The organism is Streptomyces endocoffeicus, from assembly GCF_016741935.1.
GTDB classification, from domain to species: Bacteria; Actinomycetota; Actinomycetes; order Streptomycetales; family Streptomycetaceae; genus Streptomyces; species Streptomyces endocoffeicus.
The window spans coordinates 1,550,866-1,562,905 of record NZ_JAERRG010000001.1; the positions used below are offsets into that span (position 1 = coordinate 1,550,866).

Sequence of the window (12,040 nt, forward strand, 5' to 3'; positions counted from 1 at the left end):
ATCCACCGCCCGGCTCACCGCGCGGGACGCGCGGGGACGCGGCGGACGCGCCTACTCCTCGTCCCCGCCCTCCAGGCCGCCCTCCGTCTCCAGGTACAGCTCCCGCACCCGCTCCAGCACCTCCGGGTCGGGCTCGTCCCACAGCCCGCGGCTCTCGGCCTCCAGCAGCCGCTCGGCCATGCCGTGCAGCGCCCAGGGGTTGGCCTCCTCCAGGAAGGCGCGGTTCTCCGGGTCGAGCAGATAGGTCTGGGCGAGCTTGTCGTACATCCAGTCGGCGACCACGCCCGTGGTCGCGTCGTAGCCGAAGAGGTAGTCGACCGTCGCGGCGAGTTCGAAGGCGCCCTTGTAGCCGTGGCGGCGCATCGCCTCGATCCAGCGCGGGTTGACCACCCGGGCGCGGAAGACCCGTGAGGTCTCCTCGTGGAGGGTGCGGGTGCGGACCGTCTCGGGGCGGGTGGAGTCGCCGATGTACGCGGCGGGCGCGGTGCCCTTCAGGGCGCGCACGGTGGCCACCATGCCACCGTGGTACTGGAAGTAGTCGTCGGAGTCGGCGATGTCGTGCTCGCGGGTGTCGGTGTTCTTGGCCGCGACCGCGATCCGGCGGTAGGCGCTCTCCATCTCCGCCCGCGCCGGGCGCCCCTCGAGCCCGCGGCCGTAGGCGTAGCCGCCCCAGACCGTGTAGACCTCGGCGAGGTCGGCGTCGGTGCGCCAGTCGCGGCTGTCGATGAGCTGGAGCAGTCCGGCGCCGTAGGTGCCGGGTCGGGAGCCGAAGATCCGGGTGGTGGCACGGCGCTCGTCACCGTGCGCGGCGAGGTCGGCGCGGGTGTGTGCCCGTACGTAGTTGTCGTCGTCGCTCTCGTCGAGGGAGGCGGCGAGCCGTACGGCGTCGTCCAGCAGCCCGACGACATGCGGGAAGGCGTCCCGGAAGAACCCGCTGATGCGCAGGGTGACATCGACACGCGGGCGGCCCAGCTGGTCGAGGGGTACGGGTTCGAGTCCCGTCACCCGCCGCGAGGCGTCGTCCCACACCGGCCGGATGCCCAGCAGCGCCAGCGCCTCGGCCACATCGTCGCCGGAGGTGCGCATCGCGCTCGTCCCCCACAGCGAGAGGCCGACGGACTTCGGCCACTGACCGTCGTTGTCCGCGCGGTAGCGCTCCAGGAGCGAATCGGCGAGGGCCTGGCCGGTCTCCCAGGCCAGCCTGCTGGGCACGGCCTTGGGGTCGACGGAGTAGAAGTTGCGGCCGGTCGGCAGGACGTTGACCAGTCCGCGCAGCGGCGAGCCGGACGGCCCGGCCGGGACGAAGCCGCCGTTCAGCGCGTGCACGGCGTGGTCGATCTCGTCCGTCGTGGCGGCCAGCCGGGGTACCACCTCGCGGGCGGCGAAGTCGAGGACCGCGGAGACCGCGGGGCGCTGCTCATCGGGCAGGGTGAGGACGGCCTTCTCGACGGCCTCCGGGGCCCATGCGGCGTCCTCCATCGCCTGGACCAGCGCGCGGGCCCGCTCCTCGGCCTCGTCGGCGCCGGTGCGGGTGGCGGCCGACTCGTCCAGGCCGAGCGCCTCGCGCAGACCGGGGAGCGCGGACGTACCGCCCCAGATCTGGCGGGCGCGGAGGATGGCCAGTACGAGGTTGACGCGCTCGGGGCCGGTCGGCGCGCCGCCCAGGACATGCAGTCCGTCGCGGATCTGGGCGTCCTTGACCTCGCACAGCCAGCCGTCGACGTGCAGCAGGAAGTCGTCGAAGCCGTCGTCGTCCGGCCGCTGCTCCAGGCCCAGGTCGTGGTCGAGCCGGGCGGCCTGGATGAGGGTCCAGATCTGGGCGCGGATGGCGGGGAGCTTGGCCGGGTCCATCGCGGAGATGGCCGCGTACTCGTCCAGCAGCTGCTCCAGCCGCGCGATGTCGCCGTAGGAGTCGGCTCGGGCCATCGGCGGCACGAGGTGGTCGACCAGGGTGGCGTGGACGCGGCGCTTGGCCTGGGTGCCCTCGCCCGGGTCGTTGACCAGGAAGGGGTAGATCAGCGGCAGATCGCCGAGCGCGGCGTCGGGGCCGCAGGCGGCGGACAGTCCGGCGTTCTTGCCCGGCAGCCACTCCAGGTTGCCGTGTTTGCCCAGGTGGACCATGGCGTCGGCGCCGAAGCCGCCGTCCGTCCGCGCGGTGGCCATCCAGCGGTAGGCGGCCAGATAGTGGTGCGAGGGCGGCAGATCGGGGTCGTGGTAGATGGCGATGGGGTTCTCGCCGAAGCCGCGCGGCGGCTGGATGACCACCAGGAGGTTGCCGCGGCGCAACGCGGCCAGCACGATCTCGCCCTCGGGGTCGCGGCTGGTGTCCACGAACATCTCGCCGGGCGGCGGGCCCCAGTGCTCCTCGACCGCGTCCCGGAGCTCGCGGGGCAGCGTGGCGTACCAGCGGCGGTAGTCGGCGGCCGGGATGCGGACGGGGTTGCGGGCGAGCTGCTCCTCGGTGAGCCACTCCTGGTCGTGGCCGCCCGCCTCGATGAGGGCGTAGATCAGCTCGTCGCCCTCGCCGGAGACCAGGCCCGGGAGCGCGTCCGGCCCTTCCTCGGGGCCGAGGTCGTAGCCTTCGGCGCGCAGCCGGCGCAGCAGGGCGACGGCGCTCGCGGGCGTGTCGAGGCCGACGGCGTTGCCGATCCGGGAGTGCTTGGTGGGGTAGGCGGAGAGGACGAGCGCGAGGCGCTTGTCGGCGGCGGGGATGTGGCGGAGCCGGGCGTGTCGTACCGCGATTCCGGCGACACGCGCGGCGCGCTCGGCATCGGCGGCATAGACCGGCAGACCGTCCTCGTCCACCTCCTTGAACGAGAACGGCACGGTGATGAGCCGCCCGTCGAACTCGGGGACGGCGACCTGGGTCGCGGCGTCCAGCGGCGACAGCCCCTCGTCGCTCTCCTCCCACGTGGCGCGCGGCGAGGTCAGGCACAGCGCCTGGAGTACGGGCACGTCGAGCGCGGTGAGCGCGCCCGCGTCCCACGCCTCGTCGTCGCCGCCCGCGGAGGCCTCGGCGGGGCGGGTGCCACCGGCCGCGAGCACGGTGGTGACGATGGCGTCGGCCGCGCCGAGGGCCTCGATCAGCTCGGGTTCGGGGGCGCGCAGCGAGGCGACGAACAGCGGCAGCGGGCGGCCCCCGGCGTCCTCCACGGCGCGGCACAGGGCCTCCACGAAGGCGGTGTTGCCGCTCATGTGGTGGGCGCGGTAGTAGAGCACCGCGATGGTCGGGGCGGCGGCGTCGCCCGGGGCAGCGGCGTCGCCCGGGGCGGCCGGGTGGCCGGTGCGCTCCAGCGGACCCCAGGTGGGCGCGGGCGCGGGCGGTTCGAAGCCATGGCCGGTGAGCAGCACGGTGTCGGAGAGGAACCGGGCCAGCTGGTCCAGGTTGCCGGGCCCGCCGTGGGCGAGATAGGCGTGGGCCTCGGCGGCGATGCCGACCGGGACCGTGGACGCCTCCATGAGCTGGGCGTCCGGCGCCTGTTCACCGCTGAGGACCACGACGGGCAGGTCGCCCGCGAGCAGCGTGTCGAGCCCCTCCTGCCAGGCGCGGATGCCGCCGAGGAGCCGTACGACGACGAGTTCGGCGCCGTCGAGCAGGCCGGGGAGGTCATCGAGGGCGAGGCGGGCCGGGTTGGCGAGGCGGTACGGCACCGGGCCCGTGGCGGCACGGGCGCTGAGCAGGTCGGTGTCGGACGTCGACAGCAGCAGAATCATGCGGCGCATGCCTTCCTCGGGGTCCGCGCCCCGGGCGGGTTGAAGACGGCGGCAGTTCCTGGCTCGCGCGTCCGCTGCCGTTCGGCAGCCGCCGCGCTCACAGTGGCGGGACCGCGCCGGATTTCCACCGGCTTCCTACCGTGAGTGCCGTCTTGTGCGTTCGGCGGGCCGGGATCGACCCGCCGCTGAGCATAGTAAGCGTTGCCGACCTGCCACGGGGTGGTGAGTTCCGGCCTGGTCGGGGCGGTGGGCCGAACCGGATCGTCGGTATGCTCGCCGCCATGCCCCTCCCCCCGACAACCACCCCATCCGGGGATGAAACCCCCGTACGCGGGCGCGCTGACGCCTGTCCGGGCGCACTGCGACTGCACCCGGCGGACGACGGTTCGCTGGCCCGGATCCGGGTGCCGGGCGGACTGCTGACGGCCCGTCAGGCGCAGGCGCTGGGACGGGTGGCCGAGGAGTTGGGCGACGGGCGGCTGGACATCACCTCACGGGGCAATGCGCAGGTGCGCGGCCTGGCGGCGGGGTGCGGCGCGGAGCTGGCGGCCCGGCTGCGGGCGGCCGGGCTGCTTCCCTCGGACCGCCATGACCGGGTGCGCAACATCGTGGCATCGCCGCTGTCCGGCCTGGACGGCGCGGGGCACGCCGATGTGGTGGCGTGGGTGCGGGAATTGGACGCCGTGCTGTGCGACGAGGCATCCGTCGATACGTTGGCGGCACGCGGGGAATTGTCGGGCTTGTCGGGCAGGTTTCTGTTCGCGCTGGACGATGGGCGTGGCGACGTGGCCGCGTTGGGTGCGGATGTGACATTGATCGCAACGCCTGGTGGTGGAGCGGTACTGCGGGTCGGAGGGCCGCCGGCGGGTGTGGGCGTGGCGAGCGTCGCCATGGGCGAGGCGGCCGCGGGGGGTGATCTGTGGGTGCGGAGCGAGGACGCGGCGCGGGCCGCCGCGCTGGCCGCGGTGGAGTTCCTGGCGAGGACGCGGGAGAGCGGCACCCGGGCGTGGCGGGTACGCGAACTGCCCGCGCAACACGCCGTGACCGCCGATCGCTTGGCGGCCCGACTCGCCGACGCGGGCATCGACACCGAGCCGCACCCGGGCGCGCCGGGCCACCCGGACGCGCCGGGCCCGCGCCCGCCGCATCCGCCACCCGCCCCCGGCCCGGTCCCCGGCCCGGACCGGCGCCACGCGCTGTCCGTCGCCCTCCCCCTGGGCCGGGTGAGCGCCGCGCAGTGGCGGCTGCTCACCGGGTTCGCCTCCCGGAGCGGGGCGGATGAGCTGCGTATGACACCCTGGCGCGGCGTGGTGCTGCCCGGGTTCGCCCCGGACGACGCGCGCGACGCTTTGTCGGAACTGTCCGACGCGGGACTGGTGACCACGCCGGACTCGCCGTGGCTCGGGGTCGGCGCGTGCACGGGACGGCCCGGCTGCGCCAAGTCGCTGGCGGATGTGCGATCCCACGCGACACGCATGGTCGCGGACACGGCGCGCGGGGTCGCGGACACCGCGCCCGATCCGCTGCCGGTGTACGTCTCCGGCTGTGAACGGCGCTGCGGCCACCCCGGAGGCCGCTGGATGGACGCGCTGGCGACCGGCGACACGGACTATCGGGTCACCGTGCGGGGCGGCGCGAAGGGCGACACGCCGGAGGCGGAGGACGGCGTGGAAGTGACAGCAGAGCAGTTGGCCGGCGCCGTTGCGGCGGCCCGTGGAACGACATGATCGAGGACACCGTGTTCGACTACGAGAAGGACGGGGCGGCCATCTACCGCGCGTCCTTTGCCACCATCCGCGCCGAGGCCGACCTCGGCGGGCTCCCCGCCGACGTCAGCCAGGTGGCGGTGCGGATGATCCACGCCTGCGGCATGGTCGACCTGGTCAAGGACCTCGCGTACACCCCCGAGGTGGTCTCCCGCGCCCGCGCCGCGCTGCGGTCCGGTGCGCCAGTGCTCTGCGACGCGCGCATGGTGGCCAGCGGGGTCACCCGCAAGCGGCTGCCCGCCGACAACGAGGTGATCTGCACCCTCACGGACCCCGCCGTACCGGAGCTGGCGCGGCGCATGGGCACCACGCGCAGCGCCGCCGCGCTGGAGCTGTGGCGGGACCGGCTCGAGGGGGCGGTGGTGGCGGTCGGCAACGCGCCCACGGCGCTGTTCCGGCTGCTGGAGATGATCGAAGAAGGCGGGGCGGGCGCGCCGCGCCCGGCCGCCGTGATCGGTGTGCCGGTGGGCTTCATCGGCGCGGCCGAGTCCAAGGAGGCGCTGGCCGGGCATCCGGCGGCGCTCGACCACCTGGTGGTGCACGGCCGGCGCGGCGGCAGCGCCATCGCCGCGGCCGCGATCAACGCGATAGCGAGCGAGGAAGAGTGAGCGAGCAGCAGACGGGCCGGCTCTACGGGGTGGGGCTCGGCCCCGGCGACCCCTCCCTGATGACCGTACGCGCCGTGGAGGTCATCGCCGCGGCCGATGTCATCGCGTACCACAGCGCCCGGCACGGGCGCAGCATCGCGCGCTCCATCGCCGAGCGCCATCTGCGGCCCGACCACCTCGAGGAGCGGCTGGTCTACCCGGTCACCACGGAGACCACCGACCACCCGGGCGGCTATCGCGGCGCGATGGAGGAGTTCTACGCGGACGCGGCCGCCCGGCTCGCCGCGCATCTGGACGCGGGGCGCACGGTCGCGGTGCTCGCGGAGGGCGATCCGCTCTTCTACGGCTCGTACATGCACATGCACAAGCGGCTCGCCGACCGCTACCCCACCGAGGTCGTCCCCGGTGTCACCTCGGTCAGCGCCGCGGCCGCCCGGCTCGGCACACCGCTGGTGGAGGGCGAGGAGGTGCTGACGGTCCTCCCCGGCACCCTGCCGGAGGAGGAGTTGACGGCCCGGCTGGCCACGGCGGACGCGGCGGCCGTGATGAAGCTCGGCCGGACCTTCCCGACGGTGCGCCGGGCGCTGGAGCGGTCGGGACGGCTCGCGGACGCGCGCTATGTGGAGCGCGCCACGATGAACGCGGAGCGGACCGCCCCACTGGCCGAGGTCGACCCGGAGTCGGTGCCGTACTTCTCGCTGGCGGTGCTGCCGAGCCGCGTGGACGCGCCGCGCGGTGACGGCGGGGAGACACCGTACCGCGACGGCGGGGAGACACCCCGCTGCGACGGCGGGGACGCGCGACACGGCGACCGTGCGGACGCGCCGAGCGGTGACCATATGGACGCGCCGGGCGGTGCGTCGTCCCGCCGCGCGGGCGAGGTCGTGGTCGTCGGCCTCGGCCCGGCCGGTCCGCTGTGGCTCACCCCCGAGGCGCGCGGCGAGCTGGCCGCCGCCGAGGACCTCGTCGGCTACACCACCTACCTGGACCGGGTGCCCGTGCGGCCGGGCCAGCGGCGCCACGCCTCCGACAACAAGGTCGAGGCCGTACGCGCCGAGTTCGCCCTCGACCTCGCCCGGCGGGGTCGGCGTGTCGCCGTGGTGTCCTCGGGCGACCCCGGCGTGTTCGCCATGGCCACCGCCGTCCTGGAGGCCGCCTGCGAGGACCCCTACCGCGAGGTCCCGGTGCGGATCGTCCCCGGTATGACGGCGGCCCACGCCGCCGCCGCCCGGGTCGGCGCCCCGCTCGGCCACGACTACGCGGTGATCTCCCTCTCCGACCGGCTCAAGCCCTGGGAGGTCATCGCCGAGCGGCTGCGCGCCGCCACGGCGGCCGACCTGGTGCTCGCCCTCTACAACCCCGGCTCCCGCAGCCGTGTCTGGCAGGTGGGCAAGGCCCGCGAACTCCTGCTGGAGCACCGCGCCCCCGACACGCCCGTGGTGCTGGGCCGCGACATCGGCGGCCCCGGGGAACGCGTGCGGATCGTCCGGCTGGCCGACCTCGACCCGGCCCAGGTCGACATGCGCACGATCCTCCTGGTGGGCTCCTCCCAAACCCGCACGGTCCGCCGCGGCGACGGCACCGACATCGTCTGGACCCCGCGCCGCTACCCGGAGGCGTAGCGCCCGGCGGACTCCTGGCGCGGCGCGCCCCGGCTCAGGCCAGGGCCGTCCGCAGCCAGGCGGCGGCTTCGGCCGGGGTTTCGGCCACCGGGATGCCCTGGGGGGCGGGTGGGCGGCGGATGATGACGACCGGGATGGCGGCGGCGCGGGCCGCGGCGAGTTTGGGGGCCGTGGCATGGGCGCCGCTGTCCTTGGTGACCAGCACCTCGATGCGGTGGCGGCGCAGCAGCTCCGCCTCGCCCTCGAGGGTGAACGGGCCGCGGTCGAGGATCACCTCCATCCGGGGCGGGACCGGCGGCTCGGGCGCGTCGACCGAGCGGACCAGGAACCACTGCCCGGTCAGCCGGGCGAAGGCGGCCAGGCCCATCCGCCCCGTGGTGAGGAAGATCCGCTCCCCCAGGCCCGGCAGCAGCCGCGCGGCCTCGGCCAGCGAGCCGGCCGAGTGCCAGCGGTCGCCCGGACCGGGTACCCAGCCGGGGCGGCGCAGGGCGAGCAGGGGAACATGGATGTCTGCGGCCGCCCGGGCCGCATGGGAACTGATCGTGTCGGCGAAAGGATGGGTGGCGTCGATGAGCGCGTCCACCTGGTGCTCGCGGAGCCAGCGGGCCATGCCCTCGGCGCCGCCGAACCCGCCGATCCGCACCTGCCCCACCGGCAGCCGCGGCGCGGCGACCCGGCCCGCGAGGGAGCTGGTGACGCGCAGCGCGGGCGCGTCGGCGAGCTCCTCGGCGAGGCGGCGCGCCTCGGTGGTGCCGCCGAGGATGAGCACATGGCGCGCCGGTGCGCTGTTCATCGGGATCGGGTGCCTTTCGTCGTCCGTGCGCCCGTCATCGTATGCGCGGCGGCCCGCCCATGGCTGAGGCGGAGACTGAGGCGGAGACTGAGGCGGAGACTGAATCGGAGGCGACGGCCAAGGCGACCGGGGGGCGGGGCGCGCAGCTGGAGCGGTCGGGGCTGCGGCACGGCTGGACCACCGGGGCGTGTGCCACCGCCGCGACCACGGCCGCGTACACCGCGCTGCTGGGCGCGGAGTTCCCCGATCCGGTGACCATCGAACTGCCCAAGGGGCAGCGGCCCGCGTTCGCGCTCGCCGCCGAGGAGCTGACGGCGGACCGGGCCATGGCCGCGGTCGTCAAGGACGCCGGGGACGATCCGGATGTGACCCACGGCGCGCTGGTCAGGGCCACGGTACGGGTTCTGCCGCCCGGCAGCGGAGTGGTCTTCCGGGCCGGTCCGGGCGTCGGCACGGTGACCCGGCCCGGGTTGCCGCTCGACGTGGGGGAACCGGCCATCAACCCCGTCCCGCGCCAGATGATGCGCGACCACATCGCCTCGGTCGCGGCCCGGTACGGCGGAACCGGCGACGTCGAGATCGAGATCTCCGTGGACCACGGCGAGGAGATCGCCCGCTCCACCTGGAATCCGCGTCTGGGCATCCTCGGCGGGCTGTCCATCCTCGGCACGACGGGCATCGTGGTGCCCTACTCCTGCTCGGCCTGGATCGACAGCATCCGGCGCGGGGTGGACGTCGCCCGCGCGGCGGGGCGCACACATGTCGCGGGCTGTACGGGCTCGACGTCCGAGAAGGTGGCGGTGGCCGTGCACGGGCTACCGCAGGACGCGCTCCTGGACATGGGCGACTTCGCGGGCGCGGTCCTGAAGTATCTGCGCCGCCACCCGGTGGACCGGCTGACGGTCGCCGGCGGCTTCGCCAAGCTCTCCAAGCTGGCCGCGGGCCATCTGGACCTGCACTCCTCCCGGTCCCAGGTGGACAAGGGCTTCCTCGCGGAACTGGCCCGCCGTGGAGGAGCTGACGAGGAGCTGGCGGAGGCGGTGGCCACGGCCAACACCGGCCTGGAGACGGTACAGCTGTGCACCGCCCGCGGCGTCCCCCTCGGCGACCTGGTCGCGGCGGCGGCCCGCGACACGGCCCTCGGGGTGCTACGCGGGGCCCCGGTGGCGGTGGACGTCATCTGCATCGACCGCGCCGGCACGATCGTGGGCCGCGCGGAACCCCGCGGCCCACGGAACCGCTGACCGACTCCGCCGCCACGAGGGCGCGACGCGGCCACGCACGCGGATGCCAACACGTTCGGCACCGGGCGTGACGTGCCGGGAGCGGGCGCGGCTCACCGCGAGCACGCCGCGCGCCACCGTGTCAGGCGTTTCGGCGCGCGCACGACGGGTGGTGGTTCCCGGTCGCGCGGCAACGGGGCTCAGGTGCCAGGTGTGTCGCAGGGCTCGTGGGGGCGTTCGCGGTGTGGGGAGTAGAGGTGGCTGTCGGGGAACTGGGCGGCGGCCAAGGTGCGGCCGACGACGATGACCGCCGTGCGGACCACTCCCGCCGCCTTCACCTGGGGCGCGATGTCGTCCAGCGTGCCGCGCAGGACCAGTTCGTCGGGGCGGCTGGCCATGGCGACCACGGCGGCCGGGCAGTCGGCGCCGTAGTGCGGGAGGAGTTCGGCGACGACGCGGTCCACGTAGCGGGCGGCGAGGTGCAGGACGAGCAGGGCGCCGCCGCGGCCCAGGGTGGCCAGGTCCTCACCGTCCGGCATGGGGGTGGCCTGCTGGGCGATGCGGGTGAGGATGACGGTCTGGCCGACGGTCGGGATCGTCAGTTCGCGCTTCAGCGCGGCGGCCGCGGCGGCGAAGGCGGGGACGCCCGGGACCACGTCGTACGGAACGCCGGCCGCGTCGAGGCGGCGCATCTGCTCGGCGACGGCGCTGAAGACCGACGGATCGCCGGAGTGGAGGCGGGCCACGTCGTGGCCCGCCTCGTGGGCGGCGACGAGCTCGGCGGTGATCTGGTCCAGGTCGAGCTGGGCGGTGTCGACGAGCCGGGCGTCCGGCGGGCATTCGGCGAGGAGTTCACGGGGCACCAGGCTGCCCGCGTACAGGCACACCCGGCAGCGGGCCAGGGTCCGGGCGCCGCGCACCGTGATCAGGTCGGCGGCGCCGGGGCCCGCGCCGATGAAGTACACCGTCATCGTGTTTCTCCTTGAACGGCTTGAGCGGCTTGAGCGGCTTGACCGGCTTGAGCGGCTTCGACGGATCCCCCGGGATCGGCGGCGTCCTCGCCAGGGCCTCGGGACGTGGGCGGTTTGGCGGCGGACCACTGGGTGACCGGCATCGCCTGCCGCCAGCCGGTGAAGGCGCCGACCGGGGTGGCGTGGGAGACGGCGAGGCGGACGAGGTCGCCGCCGTGGCGGCGGTACCAGTCGGCGAGCAGCGCCTCGGACTCCAGGGTCACGGTGTTGGCCACGATCCGCCCGCCCGGCGGCAGGGCCGCCCAGCACGCCTCCAGCACTCCGGGCGCCGTCAGGCCGCCGCCGATGAACACCGCGTCGGGGGTGGGCAGTCCGGCCAGCGCGTCCGGGGCGGCGCCGGTGACGACGGTCAGCCCGGGTACACCGAGCGCGGCCGCGTTGCGGCCGATGCGCTCGGCGCGCACCGGGTCGCGTTCGACCGAGACCGCCCGGCAGCTGCGGTGGGCACGCATCCACTCCACGGCGATGGAGCCCGAGCCGCCGCCGACGTCCCACAGCAGCTCCCCGGGGGCGGGGGCGAGTGCCGCGAGGGTGGCGGCCCGCACCTGGCGCTTGGTCAGCTGGCCGTCGTGGTCGTACGCCGCGTCGGGCAGCCCCGGGACGAGCGACAGCGGCCGGGCGCCGTCCGCCGGGGCGCAGTCGACGGCGATGACGTTGAGGGGGTCGCCGGGCGGATGGGGCCACTCCTCGGCCGTACCCTCCACACAGCGCTCCCCCGCGCTCCCCAGCTGTTCCAGCACCCGCATCCGGCTCGGGCCGAAGCCGCGCTCCCCCAGCGATCCGGCCACCTCGGACGGCGTGTCGGCGCCCGCGCTGAGCACGAGCAGCCGCCGCCCGGCGTAGAGCTCACGGTTCAGCGTGGCCAGGGGGCGGCCGACGAGGCTGACCACCTCGGTCTCCTCCAGCGCCCAGCCGAGCCGCGCACAGGCCAGGGAGATGGACGACGGATGGGGCAGCACCCGCAGCCGCTCGGCGCCCAGCAACTCGGCCAGGGTGCGGCCGATGCCGAAGAACATGGGGTCGCCGCTGGCCAGCACGGAGATCCGCCGCCCGGTGCGCGCGGCGAACAGCCCGGGGACGGCGGGGCGCAGCGGGGACGGCCAGGGCACCCGTTCGCCGGGGCACTCCGAAGGCAGCAGGCCCAGCTGGCGCCGTCCGCCGATGACCGCCTCGGCCGTGCGCAGCGCCTCACGGGCGGCGGGGCCGAGCCCCTCCCAGCCGTCGGCGCCGATGCCGATGACGGTCACGGGGGGAGGTGGCGGCGGGCTCACGGTGGTCACCTT

The 12,040-nt window shown here is 75.1% G+C and carries 8 protein-coding genes and 1 riboswitch; of the genes, 4 read left to right on the forward strand and 4 right to left on the reverse strand.

The annotated features are described in order from the left end of the window. Positions 1-51 precede the first annotated feature (51 nt). A complete protein-coding gene (gene cobN / locus JK364_RS05745) occupies positions 52-3,714 on the reverse strand; it encodes a cobaltochelatase subunit CobN (protein WP_201848939.1) in 3,663 nt (1,220 codons plus the stop codon). Positions 3,715-3,766: 52 nt separating this feature from the next. Continuing rightward, a riboswitch (cobalamin riboswitch) is annotated at positions 3,767-3,852 on the reverse strand. Positions 3,853-3,995: 143 nt separating this feature from the next. Between cobN and cobG the strand changes: the two genes are divergently transcribed. The 3 genes from cobG to JK364_RS05760 are packed head-to-tail and all read left to right on the forward strand — an operon-like array spanning position 3,996 to position 7,710. Continuing rightward, positions 3,996-5,441, forward strand: coding sequence for a precorrin-3B synthase (cobG, locus tag JK364_RS05750; protein WP_230991317.1), 1,446 nt, complete (start codon positions 3,996-3,998; stop codon positions 5,439-5,441). Beyond that, the gene (locus JK364_RS05755; RefSeq protein WP_201848078.1) at positions 5,438-6,088 is read left to right on the forward strand and encodes a precorrin-8X methylmutase; all 651 of its coding nucleotides are present in this window, start codon (positions 5,438-5,440) and stop codon (positions 6,086-6,088) included. Before cobG ends, JK364_RS05755 begins: the two co-directional genes overlap by 4 nt. Next, positions 6,085-7,710 carry a precorrin-2 C(20)-methyltransferase gene (locus tag JK364_RS05760; RefSeq protein ID WP_201848080.1) on the forward strand — a complete coding sequence of 542 codons (1,626 nt, stop codon included), beginning with the start codon at positions 6,085-6,087 and terminating at the stop codon, positions 7,708-7,710. Before JK364_RS05755 ends, JK364_RS05760 begins: the two co-directional genes overlap by 4 nt. A gap of 34 nt (positions 7,711-7,744) precedes the next feature. Here the strand turns inward: JK364_RS05760 and JK364_RS05765 are convergent, their stop codons facing one another. Beyond that, entirely contained in the window at positions 7,745-8,503 is a 759-nt protein-coding gene (locus JK364_RS05765) for a cobalt-precorrin-6A reductase (RefSeq protein WP_201848082.1), read from the reverse strand. Positions 8,504-8,562: 59 nt separating this feature from the next. Here JK364_RS05765 and JK364_RS05770 point away from each other — a divergent pair, with 59 nt between their 5' ends. Beyond that, positions 8,563-9,747, forward strand: a complete 1,185-nt coding sequence (locus JK364_RS05770; RefSeq protein ID WP_201848084.1) for a cobalt-precorrin-5B (C(1))-methyltransferase — start codon at positions 8,563-8,565, stop codon at positions 9,745-9,747. Between the two features lie 179 nt (positions 9,748-9,926). On the opposite strand, the gene cobM is transcribed toward JK364_RS05770, so the two are convergent. Both cobM and cbiE read right to left on the reverse strand, forming a co-directional pair. Next, positions 9,927-10,697, reverse strand: coding sequence for a precorrin-4 C(11)-methyltransferase (gene cobM, locus JK364_RS05775; RefSeq protein WP_201848086.1), 771 nt, complete (start codon positions 10,695-10,697; stop codon positions 9,927-9,929). Next, complete coding sequence (cbiE, locus tag JK364_RS05780) at positions 10,694-12,028, reverse strand: precorrin-6y C5,15-methyltransferase (decarboxylating) subunit CbiE (protein ID WP_307841164.1); 1,335 nt, start codon at positions 12,026-12,028, stop codon at positions 10,694-10,696. The genes cobM and cbiE overlap by 4 nt, the downstream gene beginning before the upstream one ends. Positions 12,029-12,040: the final 12 nt, after the last annotated feature.

Coding starts and splice junctions, on each gene's coding strand:
- cobN (WP_201848939.1), bottom strand. CDS start 3,714: ATGATTCTGCTGCTGTCGACGTCCGACACCGACCTGCTCAGCGCCCGT.
- cobG (WP_230991317.1), top strand. CDS start 3,996: ATGCCCCTCCCCCCGACAACCACCCCATCCGGGGATGAAACCCCCGTA.
- JK364_RS05755 (WP_201848078.1), top strand. CDS start 5,438: ATGATCGAGGACACCGTGTTCGACTACGAGAAGGACGGGGCGGCCATC.
- JK364_RS05765 (WP_201848082.1), bottom strand. CDS start 8,503: ATGAACAGCGCACCGGCGCGCCATGTGCTCATCCTCGGCGGCACCACC.
- JK364_RS05770 (WP_201848084.1), top strand. CDS start 8,563: ATGGCTGAGGCGGAGACTGAGGCGGAGACTGAGGCGGAGACTGAATCG.
- cobM (WP_201848086.1), bottom strand. CDS start 10,697: ATGACGGTGTACTTCATCGGCGCGGGCCCCGGCGCCGCCGACCTGATC.